The organism is Myxococcus qinghaiensis, assembly GCF_024198215.1.
GTDB lineage: Bacteria > Myxococcota > Myxococcia > Myxococcales > Myxococcaceae > Myxococcus > Myxococcus qinghaiensis.
In genome coordinates this window covers 25755-50127 of the sequence record NZ_JAKCFA010000023.1, presented here as the reverse complement: position 1 = coordinate 50127, position 24373 = coordinate 25755, and the positions used below count along the sequence as shown (strand labels likewise).

The following is a 24373-nucleotide window of genomic DNA, read 5'->3' as shown; positions in this document are numbered from 1 at the left end:
CGCCAGCGCATCGACAAGCGCCGCGCCTCATCTCCGGGGATGACACCCGAAGGCTCCGGGGCCGACCATCCCCCTCAGGAGGTATTGCGTCGAGGCACGGGCCTCACGCCTCGCCGGGGTCCTCCCCTACGACGACCCCCACCATCTCTTCTTCACCGAGAACTTCGTTCTTGAGCGGGAAGCGGAGCATGGCCTCCATCTGCTGGAAGAGCGCTTCGCCCGTCAGTTGTTCCTTGCGCCAGCGGGCGGCGGCCAGACGCAGGCTCGGCTTGTACTGACCGGCGAGGATCCACTGACGCATGGCCTCCAGAGTAGCGAGCCGTGCTTCATCACTCCCCTTGCGCAGGGCGTCGACCGAGGAGAGCACCCACTCCTCATTGATGTTCAGCGCCGGCTTCTGCCTCTGCGCTCGAACGTTCTCCGCCAGACTGGAGAAGAGCCGCCGTGCCTCTTCCGCCAGCAGGTTCGCGCGCTGCCGACACGTGACAACCCGCCCTCCTTCCTGCACACCCGTCTTCTGGGAATGATTGAAGAGCAGGTCCAGGCCAGCGACATCGGCGATGCGCTCCATGCCCCCTTCATCCTGTTCTCGCCAGAAGGCCCAGTACCAACCCAACCGTGTGGCAACGACTCCCGGGAGGCGGGATTGCGTCGCCGCCCTGCGGCCAGGACGCAGGGCGCGGATTCGCGAATAGCGGGCAGGCTCCATCTGCTGGATGGACAGGATGCGTTCGGCATGGCGGCCGAGCGCATCCATCTCGTCCTGTGCCTCGGCCTTCTCCAGGGCCATTCCGGCATAGATGTCCAGGACACCATCCACATCGGGCCGTTCCTCCAGTGGAAGGATGTGGCTGTCTTCACCAAAGACCTTCAAGAACTCCTGGATACGCCGCCGGAGGACCTGCTCGAGCCCCAGGTTGGATTCGAGCGCCCGCTCCGGCAGGAAGCTGGAGATGTGAATCTCCTCGTTCAGACTTCCCAGGCGGTCGATACGTCCCGCGCGCTGGATGAGCCGCACGGGATTCCAATGCAGGTCGTAGTTGATGAGGGTGTCGGCATCCTGGAGGTTGATGCCTTCACTGAGCACGTCCGTGGAGATGAGCAGGTCGATCTGCTCCCCCTTCGGCAGCTCGGAGCCCTCCCGCACGGGATTGGCCCGGGGCGCGAAACGCTGGGCAATCCGCCGGACGTTTCCGCTGCTCCCCGTCACCTTCTCGACGACACCGTGCCCCTGCTGGAGGTGAGCGTGGAGGAACTCCGCCGTGTCGGTGAACTGGGTGAAGATGAGCGTGCGGTGCTCACTGGGAGGACGTGCCGCCAGATAGGCCCGAAGACGCGCGAGCTTCGCATCCGCCGCCGAGGTCTGCTGATGCATGGCCCCCAGGAGTTCGTCCACCCGGTCCAGGTCCGCCGCCAGGGCGGTGCGCAGCCGGTCCACATGGAACATCCCCGAGGGCATCTGGTCGCCTCCCGGGGTCGACTCGCCTTCGTCCTCCACCTCCGCGACGACCAGGACGAAGCCCTCCTGGAGATTCGAGAGGGCACGCCGGAGCCGGGCCCGGAGTCGCTCCAGTGAGGCACGGAACGCGGCTTCACTGGACTCCAGCCGCTTGAGCAACAGCACCTTGAACAAGCCTCGAAGGCTCTGTCCCGCCTGCCGGAAGCCGACCATGCGGGAATCGTCGCGGTGCATCTCCAGGACGTAGGCGGCCAGCCCATAGAGCGGGTATTCCATGCTGCCCAGCGCCTGGATGATTCGCTCGTACAGGCCGGTGCCGTAGGTGTCCTCGATGCGGTAGCGCAAGCACTGCTCTGGCCCCGAGACGCGCTTCGGGAAGCGGATGGGCACCCAATCGTACCCCCCAGCAGACCGCTTCACCGGGAGCTTCGCGTCGCGGTAGTGGTTCTGGATGAAGCGGCGGGTGCGGCGCACCACGACGTGCTGGAGGACATTGGTGAGGGACTCCCGTCCCGCCTCCACCGCCTTGAAGTAGTCCTCCAGGGATTCCCCAGGGAAGGGGAGCCGCGTGAAGTTCTCCGGAAAGAGCTTCAACTGCTGCATCACATCCCGGGGGCTGTTGTTCTGGGGCGTCGCGGAGAGCAGCAACACCTGCCGGCGCGAAGGGACGTTGTTGGGATGCAGCCACTCCCAGATTCGCTCGTAGCGGCGCGTCGCGGGGTTTCGGAAGTTGTGGGACTCGTCCACCACGAGCACCTGGCGCTGGCTGTATTTGGGAAGATCCTCCAGCTTTCCATGGGACAGCGTACGGAGGTTCACTCCGAAGTCGTCGGCGAGCGCCTGCCAGGTCGGGCACACGGTGGGCGGCGCAATCACCAGTGCGTGGCGGTCCATCGTGTCCTGGAGGTACCGCAACAGGGCCATGGCGATGTATGTCTTTCCCAGGCCCACGACGTCCGCCAGGAAGACGCCTCCGAAGCGCCTCAGGATGCCCTTGGCCTGCTGATAGGCCGCCCGCTGGAACGTCGTCATCACGTCCAGCAAGGGATTGCTGTCGGTCAGGTCGGCGCCCTGGAGCATCTCCAGGAAGAACTCCGAGAGGACCTTGAGGTACAGGTCCTCCGCCCCCACCATCCCGCCAGCCCAGGAGTTCTCCAGCAGCGCCTGGACCTCCTTCGAGATGTCTTCCGACTCCGCCGCGCGCGACCTGAACCATTCCCGTGCCCGCTCATGCATCGCGCCCGTGAGCGTCAGGTCCAGCTCCGCGCCAGGAGGTCGAAGCAAGGTGCCTCGCGTGATGGGTCCTACGGGGACGAGGCTGCTCGTCGGACGGCTGATGAGCCGGCTGAAGAGGGGACCCGGTTGATGGTGGAGAACACGGGCCTCGGCGGCGGAGAGCTTGCAAACCCACTCCGCGATGCGCGCTTCCCACTCCGTCGTCTGGGGAAGTCCATCCAACTGCCCGGCGAACGTCTCCAGGAGCGCCTGGCGGTGGGCATGCGTCGCCTTGGCGGGGAGGGCCGCGTGCGGCTCCTTTGCGAGGGCCGCATGTCCATGAGGAGGCTGTGCCAACAGGCCCGGCGCCGACAACAGGAGCTCCATGCGCGCCTCGGCCTGGAAGATCTCCAGGACGTCCGTGCGCAGCTCCCCCGCCGAGACCAACGTCGCTCCGTCCATCGACTCCGTGCTCATGAGACCCGCCCTCGCTTCAGCCAGACATCCATCGATGTGGAGAGGAGCGACACCTCGGGGAGAAGCCGCGTGTTGTCGCCCAGCCAGGCCGCCATGGTGACCTCCAGAAGGGAAACCTCGTCCACGTCACCCACTGGCGGGATGGGAGGCGGCACGAACAACGGGGTCGCCACCAGGAGCTCCTCGGGCTGCGGCGATACCACTGGCGCAGCCCCCGGCGGGGGCACTGGGGCCTCCAGGGTCGGCTGCGTCTGGGGAAGCTCCGTCCCCATGGGGACCGCCCCGGCCTCCAGGCCCAGCGCCCTCAGAAGGACCGGACTCCAGACCCCTTCCACGGGGCGTCCGGCATGCGCTACGAGGAAGCGGACGGGTGTCGTGGCCGCCTCCATGCCTGGCCATCGAGCCCAGGCTGCGGACGCGAGCGGAGGCACGAAGCGGCGGCCTCCAGCGGCACCATTCTGGTCCGGCGGCGCCCAGGACCATCCCGAGGGGGCGCCCTCGCGAGGACGCGTCTTCCACCAGCCCGCCAACGCACGCACCAACAAGCGACGCGCGGTCCACAGCCATGCACCCTCTCCTGGGAAGGCACGCCGCACCCTCTCCTCGACCCACACGCTGGCCCGCGCCCCATCCTCGACAAGCGGGGTGGGCCGCCTGGCCTCGAGGAGGCGGCAGAGGTCCAGGGGCCGTGACTCCCGCAGGACCAACGCCCCCATGAGTTCCCTCAGCGCCAAGGTCCCCACGCTTCCAGGAGGCATCCGCGGCGCATCAGGCGGCTGCCGCCCCGCGTCCACCTGTTCGGCGTCCGAGGTGGAGAACGCCCCCACGAGGCCCATCAAGCGAGGCAGATGAAGCCGGAGCAGGCGCTCTCGCGCGGCGCGCTCCTCCCAGAACTCCGCCGAGAAAGGCTCGAGCGCGGGCGAGGGCAACGGTGGGAGGAAGAGGGCCTGCTCCGCCGAGAAGATGCCGACGGTGCTACCCCCTGGCGAGGTCCGAGCCATCCGCAGCCTCACCAGCTCGACGCCCTCATGAGGTGACTCGGCCCACGCCTCGTCGTCGCTGTCGGCATCTTCCTCTGCCCGTGCGTCGGTACGCACCTTGGCGGGGGAAGCGCGAGACAGGAGCGCATGGACGTGGGGAAGCCGCTCGACCTCCCGTTCGATGAAGGCGCCGTCGAAGCCGGACTCCACCGGGCTGCCCTCCATGCGAAAGAGCCCTGGGACCACGGAGCGCAGCCCCGGCGCCCGCGTCAGGGGCCAGAGGCGCGTGATGAGGCCCGCGAGGCTCGTGGGTTCGTCCCGGTGCATTCCCTGGTCCATCGAGCCGAACAGGGCCTCGACGGCCTCGTGGAAGGAAGCCCGCGCCGTTTCAATCACGAGCCGGGCGCCTGAAGCGCGCAGGGCCGCGAGCCTGTTGGATGCGAAACGCACCCGGTGGTACGCCTCCGTCAACGGTGACTTCACGAGCCCCGGTGCCCCAGGCGGCAGACCCGTGGGATGAAAGGTATTGGGCAGGACCGCCAGGCTGGAGAGAAAGAACCGCCCCACGAGGTCCGCGCCCCCCGTGGCCACGTCATGCTCCAGGGTCTCCAGACCGCGCAGCAGGGCTTCACGCTCGGCGGCGGACAGCCGCCCTTCCAGGCGCTTTCGACCGGCGGCGCCTGGAGCTCCGTTGCGCAAGGCCTGACGCATGAGGATTCCGAGCACCACGGCGCCCACCCGGACCTGCTGCGCCTTCAACTCGGGAAGCGTCAGTCCCAGCAGGCAGGCCGCGCTCTCCATCCTCCACGGATGGAGGACCGGCTCACAGAGCCCCAAGGCCGGCAGGGCCCGCCGCTCCTGCGTCGACGGGCGCAACACGACGGGCGTGCCACAGCCCCAGGAGCCGGGTTCGCACGGCTCGAAGGCACGCCTGCGCCCGTGCGTCCGGCCACACCAGCAGGACCACCTGACGGGCGCGTCGTCCTCCTTGGCATAGCCCGTGGTCCATTGCCGCACCCGGGACATGGTCAAGGACTCCAGCTCCGCGGCCCGACCCTTTCCCGGCTGGCGCGTCGACTTCGTCTTCATCCAGTCAGGCGGCGCGATGTCAGCGGCCTCCAGGACTTCCGCGAGGCGGGGAAGAAAAGGAGGGACATCTCCCGCCCAGGCCCGTTCGATTTCCGCCAACTTCGCCGAGTCCTCGGGACGAGCCGCCGTCCACCACAGACGCTCCATGGCGGACAACGCTGGCGCTTCAGCGCTCGCGGGAATGCCCTCTCCATCGCGGGCGCGAAACCGGAGCTGGAGGTCGGGTCCGACGAGCACGTCGCGCGTCGCGGGGAGCACGAAACAGGTGCCCACGTGGGCGGTGGCCCGCTCCAGCAGTTCGCCCGTCACCCCATCGAACCACACGTCCGAGGGAGAAATGGCCGCGAGGGTCGGGTCCTCGATGACCAACTGCGCGGGCGCGCCATCCTCCCGATAGGGAGCATCCTCCCGCCTCAAGCCTTCCTGGAAGGGAAGCACCCGCCCATCTGGCAGGACCAGATGGCTCCAGGGAAAGGAAGGCGCCTCGGTGCCCACGACGAGCGTGATTCGCCACGCGAGCCCTTCGCCCGACTTGTCCCGCTCCAACTCCTCATGGATGTCGAGGACCTGTCCGTGGACACCGGGCGGAACGAACCAGCGTTCCACGGCCTTGGGAAGCTTCAGCGAGGGGAGCGGGAGGATGGTCTCCTCCTCCGCCTCATCCTTCGTGGGCTTCTTCGGCGTGAACGTGAAGACATTCGCGGCGAGGCTCCACATGTTCATTTCGTGGAGGCTCGTCGTCCTCGGTCGGGTACCCGCGAGCTGGGCCCAGAGCGACCGCTCCGCCTCCAGCCACGCATCTCCGGCCTTCACACAGGCCCCCCGCGACAGCAGCACGCGGTGCGCGACGACCCCTTCGCTTTGCATCAACCCGGGAATCCTGACGCTGAATTCGCGAGCGCGGACCGCCTTGTGCTCGGGTGGCGGTGGAGCCTCCATCGTCCACCGGGCACACAACCGGGGCCCGTGGACGGAGACCACGCGAAGTCCCTCGGGGAGGGGACGTGCATGAAGCGCGACCTGCGCGGCCGACTGGAGCCGGCCCGCAGGCAGCGCGGCGAAGTGGGAAAGCCCCTGCGCAATCCAGCCCCGCGCCCCCAGGCCTCCAGTGCCCCCCGCTCGCGGATTCACCTGAGGCAGCGACTCCATCGAGACTCCCAGCCGAACCACCCCCGCCGCATCCCGGAGAGGCACCGAGAGGTCTCCCCCCGGGGTGAGGCGAGCCACCTCGACCGGGACCCACGCCCCCGGCCGCAGGTCCGCGGACACGTCGGGACAGGCCCACGCCGGTGCGGTGCCGGCGTCCATCGCGACGGCGTGCCGCAAGATGGGAAGCAGCTCCTCGGGTGTCGTCATCCCCGGCGCGGGCTCCAGGACCGCCTTGAGGAAGACCTTGCTGACCAGGAGCAGTCGGTCGTCACGTCCCACGGTGCCACGCAAGAGGGCCGGCAGGCTCCGGGGAAGCTCATGGGCGTCTTTCTCATAGGACGCCAGCCGCATGCTGATGCCCATCAGCTTCCGGTACGTCGCGCTTTCGAGGAACGCGCAGAGACTTCCGCCCGCCAGCGACCCGATGACCATGGGGTCCCGGGAGGCCCTGAGCGAGGAAGGGGCAAGCCCCTCTTCCTTCAGCAACTCCAGGGGTGACTCCAGTTCAGGTTCGGGTCCCTCCTCTTCCGGGGCCGCGCCCTGCTCTGGGATTGGCGACTCCTCCTCGACCTCTTCCTCGAATACCTCGTCGAAGGATGGCTCCTGGACTCGCGCATCTCCAGCGCTCAGCAGTCCCTTGCCGAGCACCCTGGGGACCCACCGATACCAGAGGCCATCCAGGAGCATCCGTCCCCGGTCATCCACCTCCGGCACTCCGGCAGGAAGGGAGAGGGGCAAGGCCCGCCCGTCATCAAAGACAAGCTCCAGCTTCAGGGTGAGCCGCCGGAACCAGCTCTTCCCACTCCGGCTCGCGACCTCCGGCGAGGTGGGGGCCTCCAGGTCATAGCCCCGGTAGCACAGCCTCGCCTGCTTGTGGGCCAGGGTGAAGGGAAGGGCCATGCGCAGGACCCGCTCCAATCCCCACCAGAGCCGGGGTTGCTGACCTGGCGCACCCCGGTCTTCTTGCAGGAACGCGCGCCGCTCATGGCCCAGGAGCCGGTCCCAGGTAACACCCGGAGGCGTCGACAGCGAGGGCGCGAGGGCCACCGGGTTCCACTGGCGTGACACCTCCACGGGGTCCGGCCCCAACGCGGACTCCACGCGTCGCACCAGCTCCACCACCTCCTCCCCGCCTGTCAGCCGGAGCAGGCTCATGCGGCGCAGCCATATCAACAGGGTGTCACGCAGCTCGCCGCCCCTCGCATGGCCCACCAGCTGACGCGTTCTGGGAACGAGGGTCCCTCCATCCTTCTCCTCCCGATAGGCGAACTGGCAGGCATTCCATCCGGGTGCGATGGCCACCACGAGTCCATAGGGGTGTCTGCGAAAGATGGGCTGGAAGATGGAGCCATGCGGGTAGGGAAAGACGAGCTCCGCCAGGGACACCATGAAGTCGCCATGGCGAGCGACGGTGCGGAGTCGACGGATGACCACCGTGGAGTCCAGCCGCGGTGTCTCATCCACGACGTGGGCTTCGTATCGGAGATGCCCCACGAACAAGCGGCTCAACAGGGTCGCGGCTGCATCTGCCTCATCACACCGGGCGAGTTCATCCAGCAGGGCCAGGAGCTCCCTCCCCCGTGGAATGGCGTCAATCCATGCCGAGCCGTTCTCCCAGGGGCTCCACCCCATCTCCTCGGGTTGCGCCGGCTCTTCCCGGACAGGGGGAACAGCGACGGGCAACGGCGCCACGGGAGTGACGACCGCGGCGGGAGGAAACGTTTGCAGCCGCCCCACCAGGGCCGCCACCAGCGCGATGTCCGGCGCACCCAGCCCCGCCCAGCCTCGTTGGTCGAACTGTTGCCGCAAGGAGCGTGCTTCCTCACGGAGAGACGACTGCTCCAGTGTCGAGAGCAGTTGCCGCACGACGGATGACGCGGACATGTCTTGTTCGTTCGACAATGAGCCCCCTTGAAGCCCCCGAGAACCGCTCACTTCGCCTGGAGTCGAGGCGGGCCCTTCAGGGCGCTCGCGCCTGGGCTTCGAACCTTCGCGCCAGCGCATCCGCCAGGCCCGCTCCGCAGTGGCGTCGCGTCTCCGTGAGGAACCGCTGGATGGAGCGCGCGGAGACGGACCGGGGGCCCCCTTCCAATGCGGCGGCGAGCGCCTCCACGGTCAGGTGCACCGGCCCCAGGCTCTGCTCCAGACTCGGCGCCTTGCCCAGCGCGCAGCCCAGATAGGACTCGGTGACCGCGGCCTCCAGGTCCGAGCCCGAGAAGAAGCGCTGGTCCACCAGGTTCCGGGCGAACAGCGGAGACAGGGTGGCCTTCAGCTCCACTGCGCTGGGGACACGGTCCGCCGCCGCGGTCTCCGCGCGCGCCAGCCGCTTCAGGTAGTGGGAGACAATCTCCACCGCCTCGTCCAGGTCCGGAGGAGGCACGGGGACGAAGCGCCCGAAACGGCCGCTCCGGATGACCGCTTCATCCAGGGCCCCCAGGAAGTTCGTCGTGCCCACGATGATGCGTCGCAACCTGCCCGCCCGGTCCAACTGCACCAGCAGCTCGTTGACGTCCGCCTTCTCATCACTGTGCATGTCGCCCGAGCGACGGGAGCGAGCGACCGCGTCCAGTTCGTCGAGCACGAGCATCCGCTTCTCCTGCTCCACCACCCAGTCGAACTGCTCGCGAATCATGCGCTGCCCCCAACCGAGGTAGGGGCCACGCAGGTCCGAAGGCGAGAGCAGCCGCACCTCCTGCTCCAGCTCGCCCGCTATCGCACGCGCGAGCAGCGACTTGCCGCAGCCAGGGGGCCCGAAGAAGAGAATCCCCGAGGCCCGGGAGACATTTCGCAGCAGTGCCCCGCGCTGCTCCGGCCATACGATATCGCGGCGGATCCGCTCCTTGACGGAGGCATAGCCAGCCACGTCGTCCAGCAGCGGCAACGTGTCGTCGCGGCGCTCCGACTTCTCGACCGGGGAATCACGCCGGGCCTCCTCCTCCGGGTCCTTCACCTCCGAGGCGTTCTCCACCAGCGCGCGCGCCTCGAGCGAGGCGAAGGCGGCTCCCGCGACGGGCACCAGCACCGCGCCTCCCTCGCCCAGATGGTGGGCGATATCCGCCAGGAAGGGCCCGGCCCACAGCAGCGCCTCGCCAGGAACCACCAGGGAGAAGGGCTCGTCCGGCTTGCGACGGGAGAAGATCTTCCGGTGGTAGAAGGACTCCATCGGGCCGCTGCCCACCAGCGTCTCCACCTCGAACATCCCCTGCCCCTCCACATGCAGGTCCGTGCGAATCACCTCCTGCTCGTCACCTTCATCGTCCAGGACCTCGGTCCGGTGCTGCTCGAATTGGAGCGAGGCCTGGGGATTCCTCACCAGGAGCCACTGCGCCAGCCGGGCCTTGAGGGAGAGTGACATGCTGCTCTCGTTGCTGCCCTTGAACCGGGAGAGCGGCGTCCGCGTGAGGAGATCTCCCCACGAGTTCATCGCCTGGGCCGCCCCCTGGGCACTGGCCTCGCGACTCCACAACACCAGCTTCAATGGAGACAGCTCTGATACGACCGCCTCTGTCGCCAGCGCGGGCTTGCCTCCCACCATCAACAACAACTGGGACAGGGGCACGCCGCCCCCAGCAATCGCCGTGGCATCGAACTCGAAGACTGGTCCCGGCCAGGCGGCCAGCAGGCGCGACAAATCGACGGGCGCCTCCCTGTCTCGCTGGAGCGCGATGAGGTTGAGGGCATGGGGCGCATCGCGCAGCCTGGGCCCCTCCGAGTCCAGCAGCGAGGGCTTGAGATACCCATGCAGCAAGTGGGACGAACCTCGGACGACCGCGGGGGCCCCGTTCTCCCCACGCCCCGTCCAGACGAAGCGCTGCGCGGAGCGATAGGCCCAGCCCATCACCCCTTCCCAGGTGGCCTGAAGCCAGTCCGCAGTCTCCCGACGCTCCGGAAGATACAGCAGCGCGAGGAGCGGCTCGGCACCGGTGAGCGCTCGCAGGAACGCCACCTCGCGGTCCTGCGACAAACCCAATGCACTGGGCCAGAAGGGCTGCGGCAGCGCAAAGCCCTGGGAGGGCTCCGGCTCCGATGCGTCGTCTTCGACCAGCGAGGGGTCGATGAGGGCCTTCTTCAATGACAGGACAAAGGGCGCGTGGCGGTCCCAACTTCCCGTGGTGGGATTGACGTCCAGCCCCGCCCGCTCGAGCTGCCGCACGACGCTCTCCAGCGAGGTGCGCTGCATCTTGACGTCCGTTGAATAGCCAAACGCTCCCACCAGTTCGGCCAAGGCGGACTGGCCCACCAGGCTCAAGGTATTGCTGAACTTCACCTGCCGCCGTCGAGCATCCGCCAGCCACAGGGCCAGCGGCTCCACGTCCGCCCGGGAGACGCGCTCCGTGGAATTGCCCTGGAGAGGCAACCGCACCGTGAGCAGGGCGCCGCTGCGCCGCGTCACGATACCGATGGGATTCCCCGCCTTCTCCTTGATGACCACGGTATCGCCAACCATGACCTTCATGACGCCCCTCCCAGGGTCGAGCATGGCACGAGGTGGACACCCTCGTCCCACACCCGCGCGGATGACACCCGAAGGCACCGGGGCCGGCCATCCCCCTCAGGGGGTATTGCGTCGAGGTACGGGCGTCATGGCGCACCGCCGCGCCTTCGCTTCGTGTGCCCTTCCGGCGTCGCCGTACAGCGCGGCGTCGGGCTGGTAGGCTTTGGCACCGCACGAACCAGGGGAGCACATACGCCAGTGAAGACTACCAGCACGTTCTGGCGAGGCACGGCATCGTCCGAAGCATCAGCCGATGCGGCAACGGCTACGACAACGCGGCCATGGAGAGCTGGTTCAGCACGCTCAAGCTGGCGGTGGACCATGCGCGCCAACGCCTTGCTGGCCGTGGTGCTGCTGGCCACGGGGTGCTCCTCGGTGACTCATGCGCCTGGGCGCGACAGAACGCTGAACCACGCTCCGCGTGCAGCCTCGTCCCTCGCCTGGGAAGAGGAGCCAAGCGACGAACGCCCGCACGCCATCGCGGGACCCGAAACAGGACAACGGCTGTGGCGGCATCGGGGGCCACGAAGCGCCGCAACGCGGGCTGGGCCTGGCTCCGTGGCTGGAGATAGCAGAGGCGGAGCGCGGAGCGCCGCGCCGACTCGTCAAGCAGTCCTTGAGTCCATTGACGAGATGAAGGGCTCGCTGGAGGGAGTCGAGTCCGCGTTGTCCAGGATTGAGAAGCGTCGGCCCGGCTTCGATGGCCGGGCCATCAACGGCGAGGTGTTCATGCGCTTTCACCGCCTTGGCTCCAAGCAGGTGACGTGGATTCGCGGCGCGCTCGGAAGCGCGACGGTGATGGCCAGGGCCGCATCGGAAGTGGAGGACCCGGAGATGGAGCTGGGCGTCCTGCGCATGACGGGGCCACGGCTCCAGGCCGCGATGTTCGGCACACTGCTGCTCGCCACCCGGGTGGATTTCCTCCAGCTCACCGACGTCTTGCTCCGGGAGTGCTTCATCTGCAGCTTCGAGAAGCAGTTCGTGGACCTCAACCGCGTCCGGGGTCTGGTGGAGACCCCGTTGGCGGACCTCGCCTCCCAGGACCCGGACCGTGTCGAGGCGGCGGCACTCGCGATGCCCGAGCTGATGGAGACATTGACCCGGGAGTTCAACGCGGTGCAGTCGGACGGACGGGAGGCCATGGAGGATGGAGGCAAGGTCCTGGTGGCCATGCAGGTGCTGGAGATGGTCACCCTGATTTCCTCACTGAAGATGTCGCTGCCACGGCTGCCCCCGGCCGCACCCGCGACGCTCGGCGTGGGCCTCGCGATGAGTTCAGGGGGCGTCATGGCGGGCTCGCGCATCGTTGTCTCCGCCGAGTGGGTGGAGCTGATGCGAAGGCTCGTACAGGCGGGCGTCATCTCCCTCCCCGCCGTCAGCGCGGCCGTCCGCATCCACGGGGGTCAGGTGATGATGGCTCAGGCTCATCAAGACCTGCCCGAGGGCGTTCGTGACGCGCTGGGGGACAGTCCCGAGGTGCGGGGCATGCGGGTGACGGGCAAGGCAGGAGCGGGCATGTCCGACGCTCCGAAGCACCACGTCCTACCGAAAGAGCACCGAGAGTGGTTCGAGCAGCGCGGCTTCAAGGGCGACATGGACATCGACCAGCTCTGCGTCCGGCTGGAGCAGGCCCACCACGAGGCCATTCATGGCGGGGGCAACTGGAAGCTGGGGCGCGTGTGGCCCGGCGAGTGGAACCGACTGGTCATGGAGATACTGTTCAAGGCCGAGATGAAGGCTGGCCGAATGTTGACGCGGAATGAGATCTTGAAGGAGGTCGGGATGCGTATGCGGGACTATCGAATCCCGATGGACTTCACGTCCGGGAGAGGTCGATGAACGGTGGAGAAGCCTGGCGGGGCAACATCAAGGCACGCCTGTACGAGAGGACTCGTGAACGAGGCTTCGACTCACTCATCGCCTTTGCCGAAGCGCGCCCTGCCGTTCCGCTGTACGTCTTGGCCGACGAGCTTGGCAGCGACGTTGCTGCCGTGCAGATTCTAAGCGGCTTGCTGTACGAGGCGGAGAAGCACAAGCAGGTCACTCGCTTGGTTCGTGACGTCCTCGTGCGCGAATTCGCCGAGAGGTTCCCAGGTGGCTGGCCGGGCGTGCTGGACGACGTAAGCCGTGGAGAGGTCGCCCTGGCGCTCGGGACCTGGTTTGCCTACGCCCCAGAAACACACAAGGAGCGGGTTGATCGGGCAGGTGATGCACTGCTCGCCAATCCACCTCCCGCGGGATGGCGTCCACTCGGTCCTGACGACGAGCTTCTCCGGAGGCTTCTCCCCGACGACGAAGCCTGACCGGTGGGCCAGAGCGAGAGCTTCCTAGGGCTCCGTCCACGGATTCGAGTACCGCGCGTCGCGCGTGAACTCCACGTCCGTGAGGCTCTTCAGGAACGCGATGAGGTCCGCGCGCTCCGACTCCGTCAATTCGAACGGCCGCACCAGCGGATCCTTGTTCGGGTTCGCCCGGCCATCTCCCGCGAACGGCCCCTCCGTCACGTTGCGCCCACCGGCCATGTAGTGGTCGAGGACCGCCTCCAGCGTGGCGATGCTCCCGTCGTGCATGTACGGCGCCGTCAGCTCCACGTTGCGCAGCTGCGGCACGCGGAAGCGGCCCTGGTCCTCCACCCGCTGGGTGAACTCGAACAGGCCCGGGTTGTCCAACGGGTACGCGCCCCGCCCGTCCAAGTCATACAGCCCCGTGTTGAAGAACTGCATGTTCGGCAGCACCGAGTCCTTCGAACGGAACGAGTTCGAGAGGTGCCGCCCACTGTGACAGTGGTAGCACTCCGCGCGCTCCCCGAAGAACAGCTCCATGCCCCGCCGAGCCTCGGGCGTCAGCGCCTCCCGCTCGCCCTGCAGATAGCGGTCATACGGCGAGCCGCCGGACAACAACGTGCGCTGGAACGACGCCAGCGCCTTCACCACCGTCTCGCGGTCCACCAGCTCCGCCTTGCCGGGATACGCCGCGCGGAACAGCTCCTGGTACTTCGCGTCGTCCCGCAGCCGCTGGAAGACCTCCTCCAGCCGGGGCGTCACGCCCATCTCCGTGGGGAACTCGTTGAACAGCGGCACCAGCGCCTGCGACTCCAGCGTCTCCAGCAGCGGGTTCGCCCACGTGTACGTGGCCAGGTACGCCACGTTGGCCAGCCCCGGCGAGTTGCGCGCGACGTGGTCTCCCGTGGAGCCCCGGGGCGTCGGCTTGCCATCCGAGAACGCCCGCGCCTGCTCGTGGCAGCTCACACACGCCATGGTGCCGTTGCCCGACAGCCGCTTGTCGTGGAACAGGTGGCGCCCCAGCTCCACCTTCGCGTCCGACATGGGGTTGTCCGCCGGCACGAAGGGCTCCGGAAAGCCCACCGGCAGCTTCCACGCATAGGGCACGGGAGGCGGCGCGCCTTCCTCGCCGCCACACCCCACCAGCATCAGCGCGCCCAACACGGCGCTCACCTTCCACGCGTGGAACATCCTGGCACTCCTCATGTCACTCGGCCGACGACAGGGCCCACGCTCAGCGGACCCGGAAGAACGTCGTCGGCAGCGCCTTGGGGCTGCCATCCGCGGCCAGGCCGAACTGCGAGAAGAGCACCGGGCACTCCGGGTCGCTCGCGCCCGACATGCACCCCGGCATCATGTCCGTCGTTCCGTTCGGGACGCGATTCACGTCCAGCTCCGAGTACAGCCCCGCCAGGTCCAGGACGACCTGGTTCTCCTCCGGGTCGAAGCCCGCCAGGGTAATCGTCGCCTGGTTGTCCGCCGTGCAGGTGAAGCCGTCCGGCACCGAGCCCCGACACCCCGAGGCCCCCATGTGGAAGTAGAAGCTCTCGTTCGCCTGGGAGCGGATGTCCAGGGCCACGAACTTGTAGCCGCCCTGCCAGCTCCACCACATGGGCGCCACGTTCAGCGGCGCGCGCTCGGCCTCCGCGTCCAGGTGGTTGCGCTCCGGCGGCAGGCCGACCTTGAACTCCAGGCCCGTGTAGTCGTCGTGCTCCGGCGCCGTGCCCACCACCTCGCGGTGCATGGCCGGGCTGCCCGTGGTGCACGCCCCGGTGCCGTCCTCGAAGTCCAGCAGCGCAATCGCGTCCCGCTGCCACGTCCCATCCTGCGCCAGCGTCAACGGGTGGCGCTCGCCATTGGCGCGCACCAGCGTGACTTCACGCAGGTACATCTTGAAGTCGAGCAGCTCGATGACGCCGCGCGACGTGCCGATATCCGGGTAGGTGGTCCCACACATCAGGGCTTCCTGCCGCACCTGGGGGCTGAAGCGGACGGTGTAGGTCTTGTCGCTCTTCTTCTCGTCGTCACCGCAGCCCTGCGCGAGCAGGAGGACGGGCACGAGGGCCCAGGACGCGGGCTTCCAGACGGCGTTCATCGAATCGACCTCCACGGGGGCGGATGCGAGGAGCGCACCGCGACGGACTGCAGGGGTACCAGCCCCGGGGAGCAAAAGTCGTGTGGCATGTTGTCGCGGCGGGAATGAACCTCCGCCCCCAGGGTGCTTCGGGGCGGGAACGCCTGCGACTTCCGGACATATCGCCGCCGGAGGACCTCCGGTCGGCCCTTCATGGACCCACGCGGCGGGGGGGCCGCGGGTCCGAAGTCCGCCTGCTCGCTCTACTGGCAGGCGCCGCAGTCCGCCGCGCAGCTGTTGGCGGTGACACCCGTGCCGCACTTCTCCGAAAGCTGGCACACGCCGTCGCCGCACCGGTAGATGTCCTGGGGACGGATGCGGGTGTTGATGGGGCGGTACACCTTCCCGTTGAACGTGCAGCTCTTGTACGACGTCCGCGACGCATCCAGCTGGCAGTAGTCCAGGCAGGAGCCCACGTGCGTAATCGCGGGCGCGCACGCGGAGTCGCCACTCCACGACGACAGGCCGCAGGTGCGCACCGTGCTCTGGTCATAGGCCAGGTAGCTGGTGTCGTTGGCCGCGAAGAGGCCCTCGTTGTTGAAGAGGTTGCCGAAGAAGCACGCCTCCTTCTGGCTGAAGAGCTGCAGCTCCTCCGTCGTGGAGGGAATCGCCACGTTCGTCGCGCCCTTGCCCTGCACGGAGATGTTCACATGCACGCCGAACTTGTTCGCGTGCGCCGCCAGGCACGCGGACACCACCTGCTGCTCCGCCACCGTCGCCGGCTGCGGCTGCGAGCCCGACGCGCTCCCCGTCCACCCCGGCGCCAGCCCCAGCGAGCCGGGCCACGAGTACGTCGTTCCGCCATGGGTGTACGTCAGGGATTGGCTTGATGACAATGCACAGCGGGCGACATACCGCATCAGCATTTCCGCCTCGGCTGGATTGGCGGTGAACCATGTATTGAACACCCCATTCGTGCTCAACCCGTTCGTGCTCAGCCCGTTCGTCGACAGGCCATTGGTGCTCAGGCCATTCGTCGACAAGCCGTTCGTGCTCAGCCCGTTCGTCGACAAGCCATTCATCGACACCAGTCCGTCTTCGTGGGTGCCCAGGGACTCGCTCGGCTCGCCCTCACCCAGCCCCGCCGGGCCGCATCCGATAGTGATGCTCAGGAGCGCGGGCAACCCCCACGCGGTCAATTCACGAAGGAAGGAAGGACGGGACTCGAAACGGCTGAAGCACTGGCGCATGTGACTGTCTCCGCGTTGGGGGTGACCGCGCGGTCTCTCGCGGCCATGACAACGGGTAGTGCTTCGCGCCCAGGGTGACAGGTGTACTCACGTGCAATTCTTCCGTTGGGGTCGTGCGTCCGACAAGGCTTTCGATAAACGGCTGACGTTTCAGCCGTGTATCGACTCACGGTTGACGATGATTCACTGGCGGTGACACAGCGCGAGACGCGCTTGAAACATCACCGCGGCGCGCGGCGCGCGTCACGAGGGAGTGTCACGGTGAACGTCGTCCCATCCAGCTCGGAGGAACGCACGTCCACGCTGCCACCATGCGCGTGGACAATCTCCCGGACGATGAACAGCCCGAGTCCCAGTCCACCCCGGCGTCGGCCCTTCTCGCGCGCGGCGCCGGCCTGACGGAACGGGTCGAACAGGGTGGCCAGCTGCGGCGCGGGGATGGGCGCGCCAGGGTTCGTCACTTCCACCACCTGCCGCGTCTCGTAATCCAGACACCGCAGCAGCACGGGGGCATCCTGGGCGCCGTGCTCCAGCGCGTTACCCACCAGGTTGCTGAGCACCTGGGCCAGCCGGTCCGCGTCCCACAGCCCGTCACAGCGGCCGTCCACGTCGAAGGCGATGTAGCGGTCCGGATGGACGGCGGACAGCTCCTCCACCACCTGCTGACACACGGTGGAGAGGTTGGCGGGCGCCACCTGCAAGGGGATGCCGCCGGACAGCCGGGCCCGCGTGAGGTCCAGGATGTCCGATATCATCGTCCCCATCCGCTCCGCGGACGCTTCGATTCGCTGGGCCATCTGCTGCTGGGTGGAGCTGATGGCGGCGCGGCGGCGCAAGGCCCGGGCGGACAGCGTTATCGCGTTGAGGGGGTTGCGCAAATCGTGGCCGAGAATCCCGATGAAGCGCTCGCGGAACTCCGCCTCCTCCGCCAGCCGCTCCAGCGCGCGCTTGCGCTCGGTGATGTCCATCATCGAGCCAATCATCCGCACTGGCCGGCCCGCCGCGTCACGCGACAGCACGCCGCGGTCCAGCACGTGCGCCCAGCTCCCGTCGTTGCGCAGGAAACGGTACTCGGCCTGCCACGCGGCCCGGGTGGACGCCGTGAAGTCGCGCAGGCTGGCGGACACCGACTCGCGCTCGTCCGGATGCAGCCTCTGCGTCCACCAGCCCAGGTCATGGTCCGAGGCATCGCGTCCGTAGCCGAACAGCTCCTCCTGCCCCGCGTCCCAGCGCACCCGCCCCGTGGCCAAATCACAGTCCCAGAGCACGTCATGCGTGGCGCGCGCGGCCAGCCGGTAGCGCTCCTCCGCCTCCCGCAGCGTGGCCTCCGCCTGCTCGCGCTCGGTGCAGTCCGCCACCACGCCCACCATGCGGTGCGGCCGCTCTCCCTCGTGGAAGCTCTGCCCCACCGCCTCGTACCAGTGGGTGGTGCCGTCCAGATGACGACAGCGGAACTTCAGCGCATAGGCCCCGTCCACGGCCAGCGCCTGCTCGATTCCGCGCGCCACCTTGGACCGGTCCTCCACCACCACGCAGGACAGGAAGGCCGGCAGCGAGGTGCCCAGCGACGCGGGCGCCTGTCCGAAGAACGCCTCCGCGTCCGGGGACCACGTCACCGCGCGCCGCGCCTCCGTCCACTCCCACACCACCATGCGGGCCTTGGACAGGGCCAGCCGCAAGAGCTCCTCGCGGGCCTGCAAGTCCCTGGCGCCCTCCAAGGCGCCTTCCGCGCGCCGCCGCGCCTCGCGCTCCCGCTCCAAGGTGTCGCGCAGCCCCGCCGCGTCCTCCGGCGACGGCTCCAACAGCCACAGGGCCAGGCCCTCCGACTCCTTGACGCCCACCACCTGGAAGCACGCCTCCAGTCCGTCGCGGGACAGCCGCAGCGTCGCGGACAGGGGCACGCCGGTGGCCCAGACGCGCACGCACGCCTCCAGCTCCACGCCGCGCACGCCTTGCTGCACCCAGCGAGAGACGCAGGCGGGCACCCCCCAGTCATGGACGAAGTGCTCCGCGGCCGCGTTGAGCGACGACCACTGGAAGTCGAGCACCTCGCCCGCCGGTCCCCGCAGCGCCTCCAAGCGCATGCACGGTGCGGGACTTGCGGCATGGAGCGACCGTGCCAGGGCATTCCCTGGCAACGACGACAGGCTCACCATCGACTTCCCCCCGGCGCCCAACACCCCGCCAGCCCCCCGTGCGGGAACTGGGGCGCGGAGCGCGCGTTGGTAGAGAGTGCCATGTCCGAGGTGTCGCGAACGTGTCCTCGGGTACAGCGATTCCCGCAGTGCTCACCCGTAAGCACTGTGTGGCGTGTGCCACGTCCCCCGTCCCCACCCGTCCCCAGGAGCAAAGTGCACCCAGGGTGACAACCGCCACTGCCCCACGGGGCAGGAAGGCGGGACTCCCACCCCGCTCCCGGACTTCAGTCCTGGAGTCGGGGCAGGCGCACCGTGAAGGTGGTGCCATCCTCCACGGAGGACACCACGTCCACGCTGCCGCCATGGCCGCGGACGATGTCCCGGACGATGTAGAGGCCCAGGCCGATGCTGCGGCTGGACTGGCCCTCCTTCAGCATGCCCCGCGTCATCGGCTCGAACAGGCGCGACAGGAGCTCGTGGGGAATGGGGTCCCCTCCGTTGTAGATGCTGACGAGCGCGTGGCCGGCTTCTCCGAAGGTGCGCAGCCGCACCGGCGCGTCCGGCGGGCTGTAGGCCAGCGCGTTGGAGAGCAGGTTCGTCAGCACCTGGGCGATGCGGTCCGGGTCCCACTCCCCTCGCACGTCCGGCGCCACGTCCACCTGCACGTGCCGCCCGGGATGGGCGCCCTGCACCTCGTCCAGCACCTGCGTCACCACCTCGCGCAGGTCCGTCGTCTGGCGGTGCAGGGCGATGCCGCCGCCCAGCCGCGCCTTGGTGAAGTCCAGGAGGTCTCGAATCATCCGCGCCGCGCGCTCGCTGGCCTGACCGATGCGCTGCACCGTGCGCCGCTGCGTGTCGGACAGCTCGCCCTTCTTCTCCAGGAGCCCCACCGACATGGAGATGGCCGCCAGGGGGTTGCGCAAGTCGTGCGAGACGATGCCCACCAGCTGCTGCTCGAACTCCGAGCGCCGCCGCAGCTCCTCGTGCACGCGGCGCTCCTCGGTGATGAGGCGCACCTGCTCCAGCGCCTGCGCGCACGCGTGCGCCAGCGCGGAGAAGAACGCCCGGTCCATCTCCGTGAAGAGCCGCGCCCGCGCGAAGGACAGGCTGATGGCCCCCAGCGCCCGCCCCTTCACCAGCAGCGGCAGGGCGATGGCGGACTCGTGGATGCCGTACGCGTTCAGGTGCGGGTAGCGCCCTTGCCAGTCCTCCAGCGAGCCCAGCCAGATGGGCCGCTGCTCGCGCACCGCCTCCGTGAGCGGCACCGGGTTGGACAACGGAATCCGGCGCCACTTCGCCAGCACCTGCTCGGGGTAGCCCACCGCGTCCACGATTTCGAGCGCGTCCCCTTCGTCGTTCAGGAGGTTCACCGCGCCCGCCTTCGCGCCCGCGGCCACCAGGCCCTGCTCGAAGAGCGCGCGGCACACCTCCGCCACCGTGCTGGCCTCCGACAGCCGCGCGGTGAAGTCGCGCAGCCGGTCGATGTGGCCCGCGGCGCGGTGCGCCAGCTCGCGCGCCTCCGCCTCCTTCTGGCGCAACAGCTCCGCCTGCGCGCGCACCTGGTGCTGCGCGCGGAACAGCTCCACGAAGACATTCACCTTCGAGCGCAGCACTTCCGGCGGGAAGGGCTTCTGCAGGAAGTCCACCGCGCCGGTGGAGTAGCCCGTGACGAGCTCCGAGTCGTCGCGCCCGTACGCGGTGAGGAAGATGATGGGGACATTGCGCGTGCGCTCGCGCTGCTTGATGAGGGAGGCCGTCTCGAAGCCGTTCATGCCCGTCATCCGCACGTCCAGCAGGATGACGGCGTAGTCCTCGCGAAGGAGGAAGCGCAGCGCCTGTTCTCCCGACGAAGCCTTCGCCAGCCGCACGCCCAGCGGCTCGAGGATGGCCTCCAGCGACACCAGGTTGGCGGGGTTGTCGTCCACCAGCAGCACGCCCGGGGCCTCGACGCCCGCGGGGACGGGGTTGTCCGAAGGGGCGTCCGGAGAGAGCGTGGCGCTGGAGCTCCCCTGCGTCCCTGGAGTTCCCCGCCATCGCAACCATTCCGCCATCGTCGCTATCCCTTCGTGGAACATGGAGTCTTCACCTGGAGGTCGGGCGGTCCACCTTCGAAGCCTGGGAGTGTCCATCCGGCCCAGGGGCGAGGCCGGCTCCCGACAACACTCCTTGCCCAGGAATCAAACCGTGCCGACGGTCGGCTTGTCGGGGTCGCCCACGGGGAGAGGCGGCAAGCGTGCGCTATCCATCACTCCCCGGGTTCAGTATCGCCCCTTCGCGCCCAGGATGGGCAGGACGATGGGCAGCCCCACGGCCTCCTTGGACAGCGGTCGGCCGCTCCCTCCGTCGTACTCGAAGCTCACCGTCTCCTGACTGATGGTGACATTGAGCATGTCCAGGTACGCCTCCAGGCTGAAGGTCTCATACACCCACGACTTGGACAGGCGCACGTCGAAGCGGAAGAACGGCGGCAGCCGGTCCACGGAGTCCCGGTCCACCTTCACCCATGACGGCCGGCCGGAGCTGTCGCGGCCCGCGCGGTGCGTCTGCGTGCCCAGCGTCCCGTACTCGGGGCGGCCGGTGTTGAAGTGCAGCACGCCGCCCAGGGTGACGCTGTTGGAGAACTTGTAGCTGAGCACCAGGTTGAGTACGTGCGACTGGTCGAAGGCGAAGGGCAGGTCCGCCTGCGCCTCGCCCAGCACGTTGCCCTCCAAATCGTACCGGTAGAAGCGCGTGCGCCGGACGCTGCGCTGCAACGTGTACGAGAGCCAGCCGAACCAGTTGTCGCCCAGCGGGTGGCGGATGAGCAGCTCCAGGCCGTACGCCAGGCCCTGGCTGGTGAAGTCGGGGAAGTTGATGTCGTCGCGGTCCGGGATGCCCGGGTCCTGGTCCGGGGTGGGAAACGGGTCCGGGTCATCCACCAGTCCCTCGTCGGAGAAGGGCGTCAGCTCAATGGTCCGCACCAGCGGGTTGACGTAGACGTCCATGCCCAGCTCCAGGCCCTGCATGGCCTTCCACTCGGCGCCGAGCGAGAACTGCGCGCCCTCCTGGAGTCCCAATATCAAGCTGCCCACGTCCACCACCGGCAGGCTGATGAGCGACGTGGGCGGCTGGTGGAACAGGCCCGCGGAGCCCTTGAGGACGAGCGAGTCGGTGAGCTGGTGGCGCAGCGTGAGGCGCGGCTCCAGCGCGGTGCGGTCGATGCCCGGGGACAGGTGGTAGTTGTCCACGCGCAGGCCCGGCACCACGGACCACTTGGGCGTGGGCTGCCACACCAGCTCCGCCCACGCGCCCAGGAAGGTGGCCAGCGCCACCGGGGCGAACTCGGCCGTCTCTTCGTCCGGGTTCAGCTCGTAGAAGTCGACGATGGCGCGCTTGTGGTCCACGTCGCCGCCCAGGCGCAGCGTGACTTTCGGGTCCAACGGCGCGGTGTAGTTCAGGCGCGCGGCCCAGGTGCCCTGGTCGATGAAGACGGACGTCGCGTCGCTCGGCGGATTGCTGCTGGTGACGGCGAAGCGGTCCAGTCCCCACGTCGCGCCGATTTCCAGCTCGCCGCCGGCCAGCGGGTGGCGGTGCCGCAGGTCCACGCGGTGGAAGATGATGGACTGCAGCGCGGTGTCGCCGAACTCGTCCTGCGCCTCGGAGCCGAACGTGTCCGACGAGCCGAAGGCGAACAGCCGCAGCTTGCCCTGGCCCACGTCCTGCTCCACGCGGAGCTGGTAGTCCCAGAAGTCGAGGATGACCTTCGGGTTGGTGCGGCCCGGCGACGGCGGGTCCTGGAGCTTGTTGGCCGCGAGCGCGATGAGCCACGGCGTATAGGAGTAGCGCCCCGCGACGCTGACGTTGGTGCCGGTGGAGACGAACGGCGTCTCCAGGAAGAAGCCCGCGTTGATGAGGTCCGCGTACGCGCTGCCGTGGACGCGGTCATCTCTGGGCCTGCTGAGCCGGCCTTCAATCGCGCCGCCCAACAAGCGCCCGTAGCGCGGCGGCGGTGAGCCCGGGAAGAAGTCGATGGAGTCGATGAAGTCCGGGTGGATGACGGCCGGACCGAGGAACAGGTGGAAGAGGATGGGGACGCGGATGCCGTCCAGGAAGTAGCCGGTGGCCGCGGGCTGGCTGCCTCGCACCACCGGGTACGCGACGCCGGACAACATGCTGCCCACGCCGGGCAGCAGCATGATGACGCGGAACGGGTCGCCCATGGTGCCGGGCACCTCGCGCAGCTCCGCGTCGTGCAGCGTGACGCGGCTGACCTCGGTGCGCTCGCGGTCTCCTCGCACCACCGTCTCGTACGGGTTGATGACGAGCGGCTCCAGCCCGTACACCACCTCCAGCGCCTCCTGCTCCCGGAGCGCCTCGCGGAAGAGGCCGGGCTTGTGGCCGGGCGCCGACACGCGGACGCGGTGTCCTCCCGAGGGCCAGCGCGCCTCGAAGCGGCCTTCCGTGTCCGTCTGCACCGGCGAATCCGGCGCGCTCTCCGACACCAGCGTGGCGCCGACGACGGGACGTCGGTTGCCCTTGGTGCGCACCAGGCCGCGCAGGGTGACGGGGCCCTCGGGGCGCGCGTCCTCGGCGACGACGGGCGCCTCGAAGCGGTACTCGAAGGCCAGACGCACCGGCACCGGCGTCCCATCCACGGTGGCCGGCGTGAAGCGCAGCGACGGCGCGGCGTGCAGCGCGGCCTCGTTCAACAGCGGGTGGACGCCCTGCACCAGCGTGGCGGACTCCACCTCGCCCGCTTCGTCGACCAGCAGCTCCAGGCGGACGACACCCGACACGCGCTCCGAGGCGAGCCTGGGCGGATAGGGCGCGGGGGAGTCCAGCGTCAGCGCGGGAGGGAGGAAGACGGGCTCGGCCACGCCACCGTCCGGCGTGGCGACCTCGACGGCCCAGCCCGCATCCGTGCGCGCCAGGCCCACCTCCTCGGCCACGCCCGCGTCCGGGCTCCCCGCATCCGACGGTGACTGCGCATGAGCGGGGCGCACCGGCGCGAGCAGCACCAGCAGCCACACCGCCATGCACGCGCGCGGGCCGAGTCCTCCGCGTCGCCTTCCCCGAATCGTTTCCGTCACGTCTGTTCCCGAGGGCCCCTGGCTCGCATGAGGCCAGGGACGGAGCGGAGTGACAAGCATCCCTCCGGCGAAGTCGTCACCCGCAGAGCAGAAGCAACCGCGAAACCTTCGCGTCCGTCCCGGGTTGGACGGAGCGCGGCCACCGCGTCACGCACCCGACACGGGCCTTGTCCCCGAGGGAGGGAGGACATGCGCACGGGGGCTCACCAAGTTCCCCGCACTCCGGAGCCCCGCGTCATGAGTCTTTGTCTGTCCCCGTCCTGGTGCCGGCTGGCGTCTACCGCCACGCCGCTGTCCTCGTCCCAGTCTCTCGCTGCCTGCCTGCTCCCCCTGGCTCCGCCGACGCGCTCGGTGGGGGACGTGGTGGTCGCGGGGACGTGGACCCTCGTCGTCGGGGAGGGCGTGGGATGATCGCCCCTCCTTCCATCCAGGTGGTGCGCGCTCGCCTGCTCCAGCTGCTCTTCGGACTGCTGCTGGTGCTGGCGGCGCTGAGCTTCATCCCCGCAGTGGAGGCCTCCCAGCTGGACACGCTCACGGCCGAACAGACGGCGGGGCCTCGCGATGACGCGGAGCGCCTGAGAGAGCCCTTGAAACCCGGGGCGATGGGGCCCGAGCGCTGCCCACCCGACACGCTCTGCCTTCCGAGCCGCTGAGCACCGGACTCGAAAGCACCCGGGCCGGTTCCTGGACGAGCCT

13 protein-coding genes are annotated in these 24373 nt (G+C 68.7%); 4 read left to right on the top strand and 9 right to left on the bottom strand.

Annotated features, from left to right (window positions below):
* Positions 1 to 103: 103 nt before the first annotated feature.
* The 3 genes from LZ199_RS34570 to LZ199_RS34560 all read right to left on the bottom strand — a co-directional run bounded on the left by LZ199_RS34570 (position 104) and on the right by LZ199_RS34560 (position 10825).
* The gene (locus LZ199_RS34570; protein ID WP_253998031.1) at positions 104 to 3151 is read right to left on the bottom strand and encodes a helicase-related protein; all 3048 of its coding nucleotides are present in this window, start codon (positions 3149 to 3151) and stop codon (positions 104 to 106) included.
* A complete protein-coding gene (locus tag LZ199_RS34565) occupies positions 3148 to 8253 on the bottom strand; it encodes a hypothetical protein (protein WP_253998030.1) in 5106 nt (1701 codons plus the stop codon). The genes LZ199_RS34570 and LZ199_RS34565 overlap by 4 nt, the downstream gene beginning before the upstream one ends.
* Positions 8254 to 8329: 76 nt before the next feature.
* Positions 8330 to 10825: an AAA family ATPase gene (locus LZ199_RS34560; RefSeq protein ID WP_253998029.1), complete on the bottom strand. Its 2496-nt coding sequence runs from the start codon at positions 10823 to 10825 to the stop codon at positions 8330 to 8332.
* A gap of 672 nt (positions 10826 to 11497) precedes the next feature.
* Between LZ199_RS34560 and LZ199_RS34555 the strand changes: the two genes are divergently transcribed.
* On the top strand, positions 11498 to 12703 hold the full coding sequence (locus tag LZ199_RS34555; RefSeq protein ID WP_323390089.1) for a DUF2380 domain-containing protein: 1206 nt from the start codon (positions 11498 to 11500) through the stop codon (positions 12701 to 12703).
* Positions 12700 to 13167, top strand: a complete 468-nt coding sequence (locus LZ199_RS34550) for an NUDIX hydrolase (protein WP_253998027.1) — start codon at positions 12700 to 12702, stop codon at positions 13165 to 13167. Before LZ199_RS34555 ends, LZ199_RS34550 begins: the two co-directional genes overlap by 4 nt.
* A 24-nt stretch (positions 13168 to 13191) precedes the next feature.
* Here the strand turns inward: LZ199_RS34550 and LZ199_RS34545 are convergent, their stop codons facing one another.
* From LZ199_RS34545 to LZ199_RS34520, 6 genes are all read right to left on the bottom strand, one after another.
* Entirely contained in the window at positions 13192 to 14337 is a 1146-nt protein-coding gene (locus LZ199_RS34545; RefSeq protein ID WP_253998026.1) for a methanobactin export MATE transporter MbnM, read from the bottom strand.
* 43 nt (positions 14338 to 14380) lie between these two features.
* Positions 14381 to 15241, bottom strand: a complete 861-nt coding sequence (locus LZ199_RS34540; protein WP_253998025.1) for an MbnP family copper-binding protein — start codon at positions 15239 to 15241, stop codon at positions 14381 to 14383.
* 242 nt (positions 15242 to 15483) lie between these two features.
* Complete coding sequence (locus tag LZ199_RS34535; RefSeq protein WP_253998024.1) at positions 15484 to 16470, bottom strand: hypothetical protein; 987 nt, start codon at positions 16468 to 16470, stop codon at positions 15484 to 15486.
* Positions 16471 to 16691: 221 nt separating this feature from the next.
* Entirely contained in the window at positions 16692 to 18554 is a 1863-nt protein-coding gene (locus LZ199_RS34530) for a sensor histidine kinase (protein WP_253998023.1), read from the bottom strand.
* 338 nt (positions 18555 to 18892) lie between these two features.
* Positions 18893 to 20659: a hybrid sensor histidine kinase/response regulator gene (locus tag LZ199_RS34525; protein WP_253998022.1), complete on the bottom strand. Its 1767-nt coding sequence runs from the start codon at positions 20657 to 20659 to the stop codon at positions 18893 to 18895.
* 207 nt (positions 20660 to 20866) lie between these two features.
* Positions 20867 to 23623, bottom strand: a complete 2757-nt coding sequence (locus LZ199_RS34520) for a TonB-dependent receptor domain-containing protein (RefSeq protein WP_253998164.1) — start codon at positions 23621 to 23623, stop codon at positions 20867 to 20869.
* Positions 23624 to 23914: 291 nt separating this feature from the next.
* Between LZ199_RS34520 and LZ199_RS34515 the strand changes: the two genes are divergently transcribed.
* Complete coding sequence (locus LZ199_RS34515) at positions 23915 to 24088, top strand: hypothetical protein (protein ID WP_253998021.1); 174 nt, start codon at positions 23915 to 23917, stop codon at positions 24086 to 24088.
* A complete protein-coding gene (locus tag LZ199_RS34510; protein WP_253998020.1) occupies positions 24085 to 24330 on the top strand; it encodes a hypothetical protein in 246 nt (81 codons plus the stop codon). Before LZ199_RS34515 ends, LZ199_RS34510 begins: the two co-directional genes overlap by 4 nt.
* Positions 24331 to 24373: the final 43 nt, after the last annotated feature.